Origin of the sequence: Dendrosporobacter quercicolus, assembly GCF_900104455.1 — a bacterium.
GTDB classification, from domain to species: domain Bacteria; phylum Bacillota; class Negativicutes; order DSM-1736; family Dendrosporobacteraceae; genus Dendrosporobacter; species Dendrosporobacter quercicolus.
Map to the genome: position 1 here is coordinate 1263931 of NZ_FNHB01000001.1, position 15216 is coordinate 1279146.

Annotated in this window: 17 protein-coding genes; 2 read left to right on the top strand and 15 right to left on the bottom strand. The window is 44.1% G+C overall.

The window, feature by feature from the left end; all coding sequences use genetic code 11:
* Positions 1-5: 5 nt before the first annotated feature.
* The 8 genes from BLR06_RS05825 to BLR06_RS05860 all read right to left on the bottom strand — a co-directional run bounded on the left by BLR06_RS05825 (position 6) and on the right by BLR06_RS05860 (position 5828).
* Positions 6-452: a hypothetical protein gene (locus BLR06_RS05825; protein WP_092069510.1), complete on the bottom strand. Its 447-nt coding sequence runs from the start codon at positions 450-452 to the stop codon at positions 6-8.
* A gap of 93 nt (positions 453-545) precedes the next feature.
* Entirely contained in the window at positions 546-998 is a 453-nt protein-coding gene (locus BLR06_RS05830) for a hypothetical protein (RefSeq protein WP_092069513.1), read from the bottom strand.
* Between the two features lie 28 nt (positions 999-1026).
* Positions 1027-1794, bottom strand: coding sequence for an SDR family NAD(P)-dependent oxidoreductase (locus BLR06_RS05835; RefSeq protein ID WP_092069516.1), 768 nt, complete (start codon positions 1792-1794; stop codon positions 1027-1029).
* 45 nt (positions 1795-1839) lie between these two features.
* On the bottom strand, positions 1840-2106 hold the full coding sequence (locus BLR06_RS05840) for a TIGR04076 family protein (RefSeq protein ID WP_092069519.1): 267 nt from the start codon (positions 2104-2106) through the stop codon (positions 1840-1842).
* A 22-nt stretch (positions 2107-2128) separates the two neighbouring features.
* Complete coding sequence (locus BLR06_RS05845; protein WP_092069522.1) at positions 2129-2959, bottom strand: cyclase family protein; 831 nt, start codon at positions 2957-2959, stop codon at positions 2129-2131.
* A 26-nt stretch (positions 2960-2985) separates the two neighbouring features.
* Complete coding sequence (gene denB, locus BLR06_RS05850) at positions 2986-4239, bottom strand: dendrubin biosynthesis beta-ketoacyl-ACP synthase DenB (RefSeq protein WP_092069525.1); 1254 nt, start codon at positions 4237-4239, stop codon at positions 2986-2988.
* On the bottom strand, positions 4236-5534 hold the full coding sequence (locus BLR06_RS05855) for a beta-ketoacyl-[acyl-carrier-protein] synthase family protein (RefSeq protein ID WP_092069528.1): 1299 nt from the start codon (positions 5532-5534) through the stop codon (positions 4236-4238). Before BLR06_RS05855 ends, denB begins: the two co-directional genes overlap by 4 nt.
* Positions 5535-5591: 57 nt before the next feature.
* The gene (locus BLR06_RS05860; RefSeq protein ID WP_092069531.1) at positions 5592-5828 is read right to left on the bottom strand and encodes an acyl carrier protein; all 237 of its coding nucleotides are present in this window, start codon (positions 5826-5828) and stop codon (positions 5592-5594) included.
* A gap of 534 nt (positions 5829-6362) precedes the next feature.
* On the opposite strand from BLR06_RS05860, the gene BLR06_RS05865 reads away from it, so the two are divergent.
* Positions 6363-7373, top strand: a complete 1011-nt coding sequence (locus tag BLR06_RS05865) for a sensor histidine kinase (RefSeq protein WP_092069534.1) — start codon at positions 6363-6365, stop codon at positions 7371-7373.
* A 250-nt stretch (positions 7374-7623) separates the two neighbouring features.
* Positions 7624-8373, top strand: a complete 750-nt coding sequence (locus BLR06_RS05870; RefSeq protein ID WP_092069935.1) for a LytR/AlgR family response regulator transcription factor — start codon at positions 7624-7626, stop codon at positions 8371-8373.
* 210 nt (positions 8374-8583) lie between these two features.
* Here the strand turns inward: BLR06_RS05870 and BLR06_RS05875 are convergent, their stop codons facing one another.
* The 7 genes from BLR06_RS05875 to BLR06_RS05905 form a co-directional block, all read right to left on the bottom strand.
* Entirely contained in the window at positions 8584-9114 is a 531-nt protein-coding gene (locus BLR06_RS05875) for an N-acetylmuramoyl-L-alanine amidase family protein (RefSeq protein ID WP_092069538.1), read from the bottom strand.
* Positions 9111-9461: a hypothetical protein gene (locus BLR06_RS05880; RefSeq protein WP_092069541.1), complete on the bottom strand. Its 351-nt coding sequence runs from the start codon at positions 9459-9461 to the stop codon at positions 9111-9113. The genes BLR06_RS05875 and BLR06_RS05880 overlap by 4 nt, the downstream gene beginning before the upstream one ends.
* Before the next feature lie 722 nt (positions 9462-10183).
* The gene (locus BLR06_RS05885) at positions 10184-10429 is read right to left on the bottom strand and encodes a hypothetical protein (RefSeq protein WP_092069544.1); all 246 of its coding nucleotides are present in this window, start codon (positions 10427-10429) and stop codon (positions 10184-10186) included.
* Positions 10430-10463: 34 nt separating this feature from the next.
* Positions 10464-13838 (bottom strand): tail fiber domain-containing protein, encoded by a 3375-nt coding sequence (locus tag BLR06_RS05890; RefSeq protein WP_092069547.1) that lies wholly within the window; start codon positions 13836-13838, stop codon positions 10464-10466.
* A gap of 25 nt (positions 13839-13863) precedes the next feature.
* Entirely contained in the window at positions 13864-14586 is a 723-nt protein-coding gene (locus tag BLR06_RS05895) for a hypothetical protein (protein ID WP_092069550.1), read from the bottom strand.
* A 2-nt stretch (positions 14587-14588) separates the two neighbouring features.
* A complete protein-coding gene (locus BLR06_RS05900) occupies positions 14589-14882 on the bottom strand; it encodes a hypothetical protein (RefSeq protein ID WP_092069553.1) in 294 nt (97 codons plus the stop codon).
* A gap of 1 nt (position 14883) precedes the next feature.
* Positions 14884-15213 (bottom strand): hypothetical protein, encoded by a 330-nt coding sequence (locus BLR06_RS05905; protein WP_217636840.1) that lies wholly within the window; start codon positions 15211-15213, stop codon positions 14884-14886.
* Between the last annotated feature and the right edge of the window lie 3 nt (positions 15214-15216).

Sequence of the window (15216 nt, forward strand, 5' to 3'; positions counted from 1 at the left end):
GCCCGCTAACTTTCAAGTGTAATTTTGCTCCGGCTGATCTGCTTGCCATCCATGAACATGTGACTGAACAGAAAGATATTCACTCCTCCGCAAACAATTTCCAAAATTTGAAAAGCAAAAAAACTCAGATCAAACTGCGCATTTTGGGCAAAATAGTCCAGGATAAAAGCCAATGGCGTCAGGAAAACAATCCCGTTGACACCAATCCATTTCATGCGCCTGGTTTTTGCCTCAATCAAGGGCTGACCGGGATAATAAGCCGCCAGCTTCCTCCCGGAAGCCACCAGCAAGGGCATACAAATTAGTACTATGGACAAACCATAAACAATCAATTTTTTTACTCCGGCAATTAATGCCGGTTCGCCAATCAGTTCTGCTGTTACGCTGGACAGCAGAAAGGTGCAAATAGTCAACAGCGCAATGACGGCTGTTATTTGATGAAATACTCTCACAGCAAACACTCCTTTTTTCCCTGACGGCAGCCGGGCAGGACAATCGATAGCAGAAGCCTGCACAAGCGTTTATAGCGCTGCTTGCGGCTGGCACTAAGGAAGAGCATAGGTAATTGTAACATTGGCAATGGCCGTCCCCCGGGGATCTTCAGCCGCAGCTTTTAGCTGCCTGCCGCTAAAGACCGACTCGCCCCGGATACCTGCAAAACGGCCGGTTCCTTTGACCAGTGTTCCGCATCCTTTATTGACAGGCAGTTTTCCATTTTGCCACGGCAGGGCGGACTGCCAGGAAATTATTATCAAGGATTTGTCTTCAAACTCCAGCCTGGTATACCCATTTGCCGTTCCCTCCCGGCCATTGGGGATATCGAAAGTTCCTACAAAAGAGTATTGCGCAGTTTCGCCATCCATAAATTTCGCTGCTCCCTCCCGTTTTTGCACCCCCATCACATGCCCTTCCTCATCCTCGACCGGAAGCCATTCGGCAGAGACAATATAATTTATAACTTCGAAGCTCTTTACCTGTTGCCGCTTTTCTTTTCCCATCCGGATCTCACTCCTTTTACAAGCTGTTTTAAAAGCTGCCCAGCCCTCCGCAGACATTGATCGCCTGGACGGTAATACCCCTGGCCTTGTCCGAGGCCAAAAAAGAGACCATTGCGGCGACTTCATCAGGAACGATATATCTGCCGATAGGGATCATGCTTTCAAATTTCTTTTTCACCTCTTCCGGCGGAATGTTCAGCAGTTTACTGCTGGCTTCTCTGACTTTCTGCGCCATATCGCTTTCAACATAGCCAGGACATACGGCATTGACTGTTATTCCGGTTTTAGCCAGTTCCTTTCCCAGCGCCTTCGAAAACGCAATAACCCCCGCCTTAGAAGCGCTATAGGCCGAGCCAAAAGGCACCCCCTGTTTGCCACCGGTGGACGCGATGTTGATAATCGCGCCGCCGGCGGTTAAATTGCCTTGGTTCAATACGGCTTTTGATACATAGTAAACACTGTTTAAGTTGGTGTTGATGATATCATGCCAAAGCGTATCGTCCATTTCCGCTGTTTTGCCGCCGCCGCTTCGCCCGGCGCAGTTAACCAGTACATCAATTTTCGCCACGTCTTTCATTACCTGGCCCATCATCGCCTCTACCGCTTCCTGTCTGGAAATATCACAGACAAACCAGGCCGAATGCCCGTCAAAACCAGCTATTTCCTTAGCCGCCGCTTCCAGTTGCGCTGCCGTTCTTGCCACCAAAACAACCTGAAAGCCGTCTTTCGCCAATTGTAAAGCGATTGATTTACCAATGCCTCTGCCCGCTCCTGTAACCAATGCTGTTTTTTTCACTGTCTCAAGCTCCTTTCCAAATCCTCTATTAACCAGTGAACCCGCTTACTTGGCAATATCCTGACGGATAATTTCGAAACTGACCAAATTCTTCACATCCGGGCAGCAAGTTTCTATCTTGTCCGGATTATCCAGAGGCAAAACTCCGTCCCAGGCCAATGCCGCGACAATCGGAAATATCGTGTGATAAGCCGCGCCGCAGAGTCCCCCTGAATCAGCGGGCGTAACTTTAAATATATCGCCTGTTTTATGCCCGGCCTTGCAGGTGCCGGTATTCGAAGTTACTTTGACCACAATCTCTTTTGTACTCATTCTCGCTCCTCCTAAACTCGAGTTATTCAAGCGCAACTACCCTGCACCAGCTTGCATCGCTGCCAGTTAATTTAATCGGAAAGCAGCATACCTTAAACCCTGTCGGGTTTTGTATTTTATCTAAGTTGGCGAGACGTTCTATATGGCAATATTCTTTTTTTCGGCCTAAAAAATGAGCCGGCCATAAGTGCTTTACATCCTTGTCCCGCAGGTAATTGCCGATCATTCGCTGAAAAGGCGGATCAAACCCAAAACTGTCAATGCCGATAATCTTTACGCCACAGTCAATAAAATATTCTGTGGCTTCGGCGCTCACGCCCCGAAAACTGGCGAAATATTGCGGCGTACCTGCATATTGATCGCCCCCGGTTTTCAGCAATACAATATCAAACGGTTGAATTTGATAATTTATTGCCTTAAGTTTTGCAATAACCTCCGCTTTTGAAACCGGCTCCTTTGCCGTCAAAGCTCCAAAATCCAACAATACACCATTTCCAAAGCACCATTCCAACGGAATATCTGTTATCGTTTTGGCTTTTTTTCCGGCAGAATCTGTATCGCCGAAATGATAGGGAGCATCAAGATGCGTGCCTGTGTGGGTAGTAAGTTTATAAGTAAATAATGATAAGCCTTTTTCTTCCGGGAAATGCTTGTGGCTCAGTCCCCGGCCGACAACGTGTTTGAAACGTTCCACCAAGGTTAAGAACCAGTTGGTACCACGCATATAAATCAAATTTTCCCCCAGCAGGTCGGCGCCTTCTTTATGACCCACAATTTCACATTTTACCGGATTAGGCTCCCAGTCATTTACATCAATTGCGACACTTAAATCAACGATGCGGCAAGTATTCATAGCTTTGTCCCCTGTCCTTTGTTTCTTTACTGCATTGCAGCGACTGACCCGATGACCAGGCTTGCACAAATTCCGCCATTGCCGCGTCCATTAATCATTACATTATTAATTGTCCGTTCTCTTTGCGTTTCATGGACAATATTCAATTCAATTAAGGGATCGGCTACTTCATAGTTAAGTGTCGGTAAAACGGTATTATTTTCTATGGACATAGCTGCCCAAAATGCATCCAAAGCCCCGGCTGCTCCGTATAAATTGCCGGTCATCGTTTTAGGGACAGTAACCGGAACTGTGGAATACACCTTGTCCAGGCTTTTCTTAACCGCCCGGTACTCCCATAAATCGCCTAGCTCTGTTCCCAAACCGTCAGCAATGATTAAATCAATCTGCTGCTGGCTTAAATCCGCATCAGCCAACGCCTCAGTCATCGTATAATCAAGCCCCAATTCCTGACCGGAAAGAAAACGGGGATGGCAGGCGACTGTGCTATCGCTAAACCCTTTGATCTCTCCGTATATTTTTGCTTCTCGCCGTTTTGCATGTTCGTATTCTTCCAGTACCAAAATCGCTGCTCCCTCGCCGGGAACCCATCCGTTTCTTCGCCGGTCAAAGGGCTGATAGACGCCACTTTCCGCAATTCTGTGCCGGGGTTCTTCAATGCCTTCCGTGCAAAGTGCGGCAAACGTAAAGGGATTGATTAACCCTTCAGTACCGCCCGCCAAAATAATATCCGCCCGTCCCTGCAAAACGGCTCTTGCCCCATAGCCAATCGCGGTCAGTCCGCTGGCTCTTCCGGAATCAAAGGTTTTACTGTGACCTCTCAGCTTGTTTTTGATCGTAATTTCACCTTGCGGCGCTGCCGGGAACCATGCCGTTCCTACAAAAGGGCTGAAATCGTCAATTCCATTTGTATGCAGCAGCCTCAGCTGAGGATCGTTAAAAGTCCATCCGCCAAAGCAATTTCCGATATAGACGCCGATTCGATCCGCATTCATTTGATTCAGCTTGATATCACTATCTTTGATCGCCAAATCGCTGGCGGCAATTGCGTATTTTGTGAATACGTCCAATTTGTGGGCTTGACGGGAAGAAATAAAATCCGTTTCCGCAAATCCCCTTACTTCACCGGCCATTTGCGCAGGCCAGTCCTGTACAGCAAATTTAGTGATCTGCTGTATATAATTCTTTCCGGCCACAGAATTTTCCCATACCTGATTTTTGCCAATGCCATTCGGCGCAATAACACCCAAACCGGTAATGACTACTTGTTTCGCGTTCATTGTAGGCCTCCCCGGGGGGCTTCGGTTCCAAGCACCAGCGCGCTGTGTATTCCAGAAAAGCCGCTGGCATCTTTTAGAATCAAGTTCAGATTTTTAGGTTTTACGCTTTGGTTCGGTACATAATTCAGATCGCACCGGCTGTCAGGATACTCGTAATTAATCGTCGGATGAATTTCTTTGTTGACCAGTGATTGCACACAAGCAACAACTTCCATTGCACTTGCCGCCGCCAAAGCATGCCCATGCATAGATTTCAAGGAACTGACAGGCACCTCATAGGCTCTTTTCCCCAGCACGGCTTTATATGCAGCTGTTCCATTAACATCATTCTGCGGAGTTGAACTGCCATGTGAATTAATGTAATCAATCTGTTCGGGCCTTACTCCCGCATCCGCCAAAGCAATTTCCAGCGCCCTTGCCAGATCTTCTCCGTCCGGCAGCAGTTCGGTCATATGGTAGGCATTACAAGTTGAACCATATCCATAGATCTCAGCTAAAATTGGCGCTCTTCTTTTTATAGCGTGTTCCCGTTCTTCCAAAACAAGAATTCCGCCTCCTTCACCTAAAACAAAGCCGTCACGTTCTTTGTCAAAGGGCCGTGAGGCTTTTTCAGGCGTACTGTTTCTTTTGGCTGATACAGCGCCCAAAATATCAAAAGCGGCAAGCGTTACCGGACATAGAGGGGCCTCTGCTGCTCCAGTAATCATGACGTCCGCATATCCGCTTCTGATCAAATCGAAACTAAAGCCGATCGCATCCAGACCGGCGGCGCAACCTGTCGGTAAGGTCGGACACGCGCCTCTCAGTTTAAATTCAGCGGCCACTTCAAGAGACGCCGTACTATAAGTAAATGCCTGATATAACGCCTTGCTTGTCCAAGCTACGTCAAACGCCTCGGTGCACTGTTCCGTCCTCTTTAAAAATTCCTGTTCCATGGAGGTTGTACCGGTTATTGCATTGGCGATGCTGACGCCCGCCCGGCGGCAGTCAAGTTCATTCCTGTCAAGTTTGGAATCCTGTATGGCCATTTTAGCCGCAGCCAGGGCAAATTGAGCATAGCGGTCTAATCTCGCCAGCTGATTTTCTTTTAATTTAAATTCCCGCGGCTCAAAATCTTCAACAGCCGCACATATTTTCGATTTAAATTGCTCGACCGGAAATTGCTCAATTCCTTTCACACCTGATTTCCCTCTGACACAATTTTTCCAGAATACTTCCTTGCCAATGCCAATTGGGGAAATAATTCCTACCCCGGTGATAACAACCCGTTTGTTCTCAGCCACCCTTTTTTTCATACGCCGTCTTTCCTCCTCTGCTGACGATACCATTGCCCGGCTGTTACATACGATTGTCTAAGATGCCCGGCTCTTCTCTGACAGATGGATCAGTAGGTTTTCGATTGTATCAGCTTCCTTAACTTCGCAGAATTCCAAATCGCAGTGAAATGTTTTTCTTAAATCACGGCAGAGCTTTACCATTTCAATTGAATCAACGCCTATCTCGTTCGTCAAAGATGTAGCAGCCGTCATTTCACGACTTGATATGCCCAGAGATTTTGCAATTGCCTCAATTAATGTGTTTTCGTCCATTTTCTCACTTCCCTTTTGATTTCGTTTTCAGAGTTGATTTACCGGTTGATCCGTTGAACCGGGCCGGTTAAAACCGCCCCCGCCCCTATTTCTTCAAATTTCATTCCGTCTATTGCCAGCAGGCGCCGGATGCTTTCCATCATTCAGTCCAATGACGGCAGCCATGCCGCCTGCCGGTCTGTAAAACACTTCCACTCTCCTTTGCCCAAAATCCGTCCTTCCGGCCAATTCCAGACAGCACGGTTATCGTCGGCGGCAAACCGGCATATTACCAGTTCCTGCCTGCTTCTTTTATAACACAGAGTTTTTACTGAATTCCATACCTTCTGTCTTAAATGGCGCTATTCTTGCCTAAAACGGCAGTTTGCTGTCTTGTCCAAGACCGGTATGCCAAGCGGTTCCAGCCTTTACAAATTCCGCCGGCCGCGTAAATTATTGACATATATTGTAAAATAATATATTATTTTACATGAATTAAGCTTTTCATTGCCTAAACAGCATGCTACCGTAAATATTCTGAAGGGAGGTAAAAAAGTGCTGCAGGGTAATGTCTTAATGATCTTTATTAATTCTTTTCTGGAAGCTATGCTGATCTTAATGATTGCGATATGTCCCTTTCCTCGGTTAGCCGAGAACCCGGAAACGATACAAAGCAATATATTTATTCCGGTGTTCGGATTGTTGTTTTCACAAAGCGTAATCATTGTTTTTTTCTTTTGTCAGTATATTGTTCGATTTAGAGAACTTTTTGCGCCTGATTATTTCTATTTATATTTCATCATAGTAAACATTCTTTTACCTGTTTTCACTATAACTGTGATTAACCGGCTGGTCCTTCAACTGAAACATCAAATTGAGTCACAAACCCAACTGGATACGCTGGGAAAAGTAAAAGAATTACTGCTTACCATGCGGGAACAACGCCACAATTTCAGGCAGGAACTGCAGGTCGTTTATGGATTGTTGGAAGTAGAAGAGTTCCAGGCGGCGCAAGACTATTTGAAAAAGAGCGTCTCCGAAGTAACGGCTGCCTCGGAAATGATAAAAACCGATAACCTGGGGATTACAGCCCTGTTGTACGCCAAGACCGGGTTAGCAGATGCGCGAAAAATCAATTTGCACGTTACGGTTCAGACCAGCCTGCGAAAATTGTCTATGGACACAAGAGATATCAACCTGGTTCTCGGCAATTTAATTGACAATGCTCTTGAGGCAGCACAAGAATGCTCTGCCCCGGAGCGGATAGTTGAGGTTTTCATTCTGCAGAACGCTAAAGATTATATTTTCGAAGTTAGAAATCTCGGAGCAACCATTTTGCCCGACATATCCGGTAAAATATTCCAGGCGGGATTTTCGACTAAAGGAAAAGAAAGAGGTTTGGGGCTTTACAGCATAAAAAAACTTGTGTATAAATATCACGGCAATATCCAGGTTACCAGTGACCGTAACGGCACTTGCTTTAGGATAACGATACCGGCGGAACAAGCCGGACTGCAAGCCGGTACCGTAAGTCATATCAAATCGGGAAAGAAAAGCAGTTATTGAAATCTTCGGGATAAAAAATAACCCTTTTAGACACTATAAACAGACTTTCGGGACAAACATGTTTACAGCCGAAAAATATTAATTTATTATTATGTATAGAAATAAAATTGCAGCAATAAGAATACAATACCTGTCTTTACACTTTGGCTCTACAGGCAGAATGCAGAGTTGGCATTCGCTGCCCCGATTTCTCCTGTTGTCGAAACTCTGGCAAGACATAAATATGGCTGAGGATAAGAAGGTTTTTATTATGTTAAAAGTCATTATTTCTGAAGATGATTCTGCAATGCGGCTCCTTTTAACACGTGTAATAGAAAGAATTGACGGCGTAGAGATTATTGGCAAGACCGAAAATGGCAGACAGTTGATTGAGCTTGTTGAACAATTGAATCCGGAGGCTGTGTTTTTAGATATTAATATGCCGGGGATCAATGGCGTCGAAGCATCGAAAGAAATTTTCGCCTTCAATCCCAGGATATTTCTCATCTTTGTTACTGCTTATGATTGTTTTACCCATGAGGCTTTTGATGTCTATGCCTTTGATTACATTGTGAAGCCGTTTGATCTGAACCGGCTGCATCGAACAATAAAGCGGATAAAGGAATTGAAGGAAGAGCGGGAAAAAATTGAATTTTTAAAACGGGCGGAAACGCTGTATGGCCGAAAAAATCCCAAGCTTAAAATTTCAACCAATGAGAAAAGCGTCTTTGTCAATGTGCATGATATCATCTTAATTACCCGCAACGAACGTAAAACCACAATCTATACGACCGATGGCCTGACTATTCAGACCAACGATCCTTTGCACTTGTTAGAACAACGCTTGGAAAAATACAAGTTTTTCCGCTGTCACAAAGGGTTTATCATCAATTCCGATATGGTGTTGGAACTGGCCCCCTGGGGAGCCAAAACCTACTTAGTCAAGCTGTCCAACACAACCGAAACCGCGCTGATGACATTAGAACACGCCAGAGAATTTCAAAAACGGTACTGCCTGTAGCGACGACCGTCGAATCTCCCTCACCTAAGCAGGTCATCGGACGCTGGAAAAGCCCGGGATTCTGTCGGCCAAGTGAGCCTACATAAAAAAACAAGTCTGTCCAAAACCATATGGTATGGTTTTGGACAGACTTGTTTTTCGAACCGGAAACCGGGTATTACAGCAGCCAAAAAATCATCTAATTCCCCAGTAAGGATTGCAAAACAATCATTACGACACCCCTGCCAAATAATCAGTTATTCCCCTGGCTATCGCCCGGGCAAACTCATCTCGTTTACCGGCATCGGCCAATAATACCTCATCCTCCGGGTTTGAGATAAATGCCAATTCGACCAATACCGCAGGACAATCAGTATTTTTCAGCACATAAAATCCGGCCGTTTTAACTCCCCGGTCAACAGTACCAAGGCTATTGACTATCTGCCGCTGTATGCATCCTGCCAGTTTCTCCCCTTGCCCGCCAAGCGAATAACAATAGGTTTCGGTCCCCTGCGCCGCCCGATTTACCGCTGCATTGCAATGAATGCTAACAAATAAATCAGCGCCGAACCGGTTAGATGTATCTGTGATTTGATACAGTTCGTTTTTCTGTACTTCCAGCACTACGGCACCAATATCCCTTAGATACCCGGCCACCCGCTGCATAACGCCCTTAACAACAACGGCCTCCTGCAGGCCAGTTGCCCCTACTGCCCCGGAATCTAATCCAGGGCAGTGGCCTCCGTTAATTGTAATTTTCATGATGCGCGCTCCTTTTCAGATCCAATACGATCTTCAATATCATCCACTCGCTCCTTGATTTCGCCGACATTCTGATTTAGGCAGACCATCGTATTATTGATGTTGTTTAGGGCTTCCGTCTGCTTAGCAAGCGTATTGTTCACTAAATCGCCCAGCCGTTCTTCTCTAACTTTGGCATCATCCATTGACTTGTTAAAAAACTCCTGCTGCCGGTCAGCCTGCTTGTCCGCCTTGCGGACAACATAAGCCAGCAGCGGCAGAAAACATATGACAAATAAAATAAACCCGATTAAGTTCGGGTTTTGTATGATATATGGTATTAATGATATGACTTGTATTGCTTCCATTGCCCCACCCCATAAAAAAACAACCGCCTATTAGCGGCTGTTTCACACGTCATAATCTTACGACTAAAATAAAAAAAGAGGCTTAATGCCTCTAAACATTATCCATAACGTACAAATTGTGTATCGTTAATGACGGATTTTGTCTTTGTAATATTTCTAAAACTTTATATTTGACTACGCTTTCGTCCTCTATCCCCCAATAGTAATGGCGTTCATGTGCATTCCCATAGCTTCATCAGGCATTCTCAAACTTAATTCCCCATTTTCTGAAAAAACAAAAGTGGTTCTCTTTAAATCCTGTTTCCCTTCAGCTTCAAATTGTGCGGTTAAAAGAATTAGAGCACACTACTCAAAAACCGTTCTTCATGTTTACTAATATCATAGGTAAATACGAATGTCAACTTTTCCAATAATTCTTAGGGAAATACAGGTCTTTAAATGCGTGTTGAATTGTATTAATTACGATCATTAATCACGTCCCCACATTAAGATACCTTTATTTCTATTAATTATCTTAAGTGGTCGGAGATATTCCTTTATCGGAATAGTCTTTTTAGTTTGTTGCGATAAACGCTATACCCCGAAAGAGAATTACTCATAATCATGACGGTATTCCCTCCTCGCACTTGATGTGACTACTCAATATTTTTTTAATGTTTACTTTTGTTTCGGATAGATTTTGCCTAGTCATAATAATGCCCTGCTCAATTTAAATAACCGCCTTAGCGATTTGCTGCGTCCTTGACCTGATCAGGCGTAAATCCTCGGTGTTCGCGTACTTGCTGAAAAATTTGCTCTACCTGCCCTGACTGTCCCTGCTGTTGTTTTGTCAGTTGCTGTTCCGCTATCCACATTTCTTGCACTTTTTGCTGCCTAAGTTGCTCTAATTGATTAATTTGCTCATTTAAGCGTTCCTGTTCTCTCCTAATGTCAAACGCCTCTGATTTTAATTGCATGATTTTGTCCATGATAAAAAATCCTCCCTTAAATTAAAATAACCGCTTATGCGGTTTGATTCTTTAATTCGGCTATTTCAGCCGCTTGCTGATCTACTTTGGCCGATAGCTCCTGCACTGCCTTTATCAGCGGGCCGATAAACTCTGTATAGCGCAGACCGTGTGAGCCATCTTCTCCGATCGTAAATAATCCAATATCCCTTTCGCCCAGGACTTCCTCTACTTCCTGCGCGATCAAACCGGCGTGAGGGCGCTTACCGGGAAGTGGAGTTATTACTTCTTTGTACTTAGGCTGTTCCTTAGTAACTGCCGGAATAATAACTTCTTCTGTTATTTCTTCGGATACAAGTTTTTCTTCTGTGACAGCTTCTTTTACTAGTCGTTCTTCGGTTACAGCTTCAGTAATTACATTTCCTTCTTCGTCCAGTTCCTCCGATTGGATAACAACAGTTTCATATTTGGCTGGTTCTATAATGACAGTCTCATATTTTGCAGGGGTGACTACTCTAGTTTCAGTACGTTCTGGTTCTACTTCTACTGTTTCAGTTCCGTCTTCAACCTGGGATAATTCGTTTTGTCTGACTTTGTACTTAAATTCTACTGGACGAAGGGAGTTAACAAAATCCAGTCCTAAATCTAAATCTTTTATGTCAGTTTTCGATCTTTCATCGGAGGTATTAATGGTTGCACTAGCGGCAAAGATTTGTGACCACCTCAAGCCTGAACCGCCAAGGGCAAAATTATTATCAACAGATGGCGCAAAAGCACCTGAATCTATAAAACATCTGTCTATATTATTCCTTCTGAAATTTATAGGAAGGTCCAAATTATTACCAATATACATACCATTAGAATTTGCTGATATTCTGCCAATTATAGTATTATTTTGAGTAAACCCTAAGTATCCTCCAGTGGAACCATTTAGAATTAACGTTCCGTAATCAGAAGCATTAAATGCTGGGGATAATGTTCCAACGCTTACTATGTCATAAACATATTCCTTTTGTATATGCGACTCAGACCATCTATAACTACTAGCTCCTAAAAGATATGCATTATTGTTACCAGGTCGAATGCCATTAACATCTATATAGCACCTTGTAGCAATACCTCCACCTGCATATGTCCCTATCCCAAATGCTCCAATTTCGCTTCCTGCTGTCGCAGTTTGGGCATAAGCATTAATTGTGCCATATGCGATATTTGCAGAAGCAGAACTCGCATTCCCTCCATGAAAAGTAATCCCTGCCGCAGCCGCCCCACTGGATAGTGTACTTGTTCTCTCTAAACCTATCATATAAGGAGACCCTGCGCGATTTATCCACAGCATGTAAGTATCATTTGTTGCTGTATTAGCATTTGGCCCTAACTTGATTAATCCCGTAAATCTCCCATGATCTGTAAATAGGGTAGACCACCTAAAATTAGACTGTCCGCAACTAAAATTATTATCACTTGCTGGCCTAATGCCTTGATGGTTTACATATAACCTATCAAGTAGATTTCCTGCGGCGTTTCTTGTTGCAACCAAAAATCCACCTACTTCTGAACCTGCTGTTGCAGTTTCGCAAAAACCTGATGCTAAAGCGTAATCTAAGTTTGCGATTTGATTTGAGCTGTTACCTCCCCTAAACAATATTGCTCCTACTCTTTGATTTCCATTTAGTATCTCTGCCCTCTCTAATGCCATAGAAGTAGTGCCTAATGTTCTCGCATAGTAGACACTTGAATATACAGAAGCCCATCTATTAGTTACTAATCCAAGCGCATCTGTATTATTTACACTGGGATAAAACCCTTTATAATCTAGATACATTTTTGTAACAGAATTATTTCCCTCACCTATCTCGAACAATAATCCCCCCTTTTCTGCTCCGGCAGTAGAATCAGAAGCATAACTTATTATAGTTCCGTAGGGTAGTCTTGCGTTTGCATTAGACGCGCTGCCACCTCTTAGCTGTATCCCTGTGGCACGTGGGGCGGCAGATGTTATAAGGGCATTTCTTTCACCCAAGATAGAGACAGGATTTGCTGGCCTTGAAACATGAAAAGTAGCTAGTGGATCATTTGTGCCTAATCCCAAAAATCCTCCAACCGTAATTCTCATTTGCTCAGTGAAGGAACTCTCCCCATATATTGCATTAGTGTTGCCACCAAATATAAGTGGCCCAAAAGATGAGAGCCTGACTCCTCCGGTAATTGTTGAATCAAAATCCAAATATCCCGCAGTACCAGAACCAAAAAGATAGCCATTTCTAACGCCTGTAACAGTTGCATGAACAGATATTCCACTATTGCCTGCTCCTCCAGTATACACCTGAAATTGACTTGGTATTGAACTACTAGGTACACCTCCCAAGCCAAGTTTTCCAGATGGAGCGCAAGCTAATCTTGTAGCATAATCAAGACCGTCTGCTGATGTGTCGTGAAAGTCCAAATATTTTCCAATGTCCAAAACCCCTGTATTCCCAACATGCGGGACATAAGGCCAAGCTTGAGTATTGCTTTTATAAAGAAGAGGTATTCCTCCAATTACTACATTCCCATTCGGAAATGATACAGTATCAATTGTCATTCCTGAGCGGTAAACCCCCATGAAGGTGGTAGCTGAACTGTAGTTATCATTTAACACCCTAAAAGCTATAGAATTATCACCCACCACTGCTCCCCAATATTTATTATCAGTCGAGGCATTTGTTTTAACTAAGTCAAACGAGGGGCTTGTATTTGATACTCTCACGGCTCCGGTAAAAATAGCTCCGCTTGATTTAGCAATCTCGTGCCAAACTCCCCATGTCCCATTTACCCATTGTCTTTCATATATCCGATTAGAGGTATCTCTGAATCTTAGAAAAATCCAACCAGAAGAAGCACTATTATAAACTCCAGTTACACTTAAATATCCCCAAATACCCGATGAGTATGGGGCGTTAGTTATAGCCGTGCCACTAGATACTACTATGGAAAAATTTTTTACTGCGCCCATATAACCTGGTATAAACGCAAATAGGGCAGGCAGATCGTTAAAGTCGGTAATGCTGCTACCAATCCCTTGCGACATTCGGGGAAAGTTCGTAATTGGTATCGTACCAAGAGTAGTTGCATCTCCTGTGATACTTGCGGGAAGTTTAGCTTCGGAGTTAAGACGTAATAACTTATTTGCTGTAGCTGTGGTGACAACATCAGACGCAGCTACGGCATTCGTTATACCAAAACCTGCCAGGGTACTCGGCTTAGACAGGATGTTAGTCCAGGACGTTTTAACTATGCCGTCCTCCATTATTGCGCGAAGGCACTCAGCCCAAAAATCGTACAGCCCTAAATTGCTGTTAGTCATCAGAAACGGCGTTGTCTTGCCGTATGCCCCCACTCGAATTATATTGCCGCTGCCGTCGTACTGTGTTCCAAAGTTAAATGCCACGTGGTAGCCTCCTTTCCTTTCTGTGTTAGTAATTAGTAACGTCTAAGACTAAATAATTGTACCTTGTTTGAAAGTAATTCCTCGTGGGGATATTCATGTCGCCCAAATAGTACGAGTAAAGCAAGTAAGAACCATTCACAGATAATTTAACATTCGTTGAACTAAAATCTATTGCCGGGCCTTGAAAGTGTACGTTTACGTGCTGTATCCCCGCCCCTGTCTCATCACCATCACTAACTACATGTGTCGCTGTGGGAGCCTTCCCAACAACAACTGCCACATTATCAGGAGATGTTGTTGCGTATTCCCCAAAAACCCATTCCTCGTTAGAACCCGGCCAACTCCAACTATGTCCATCCTTTATTGCTCCACTTCCCGATGATAATACCTTCATGAACTTCGCGGCATCAGAGAAACAAATTTCTTCGTTTTCGTTCCTCACCTCAAAATATCGTCCCGAAGGAATGTTTGCAAAATCAAAAATATAGTAAGTAACTAATAAATCCCCTAAACCATCAGCGGGATGATAAAACCAACTCCCTTCCTTGTAAGGAAGGGTATACACCCTTCTGCCAGCAGGGATTTTAAAAGCAATAATTTTTCCCTCTCCTGTGTCTACTGAAATAGAGTAATTGTTGGTTTGCTGCTTTAGGGTAATAGTGCCTTTACTGACAAGCTGCAAATTCTTGTATTCGGCTGTAATTTGCAAAATCCCAGAATTATTATAAATCTCTATTCCTGCTGCCATAATTAATACACCCCATAAATAACATATTCTGGACGCTTACCGTCTTGATTAAAGGGGCTGCCTTCGATAAATGTCCAGCTAATTGTTGTCCCGCTAACAGTATACTGACATGCATATGAGTTATAAGGATAACTGCTGGTTGCATGTATCCAGGGAGTCCCAAACGCAAGCGCAGCATCGGTGTGGGAGCCGTCAGTAGTGCCGGTAGAGAATGTACCTAAAACCCTGGTTAATCTGTCGGTCACATCTAAAGTTAAATTACCGTTTGCGTCCCAAATTTGCAGCCCGCAGGGCATCTTACCACCTCCCAAATCTTATTCTTAATTGCCCGTTTTCGTCGTGGACTGTGGTTAACGCTCCGCTGATCGTTGTTTTGCCATTAGCTCCAGCAGAGACAAACGTACCCAAATTCGCAAACATGGCGGAAACAGTGTTAGATTCCAGATGCCCGGCTTTAACCGCTCCGGCCTGAATCATCCCGGATGCAATAACATTTCCATCAATTTTGGTATTGGCGGCAATTCGTAAATACCCAGTGTTGATGTAAACTTCTGTCGGCGTAATAACCAGCAGCGATTGCAAACTGCCGTCAGCGGCCCGGAAATACAGACCTTGGAGCATTTGCAAGAT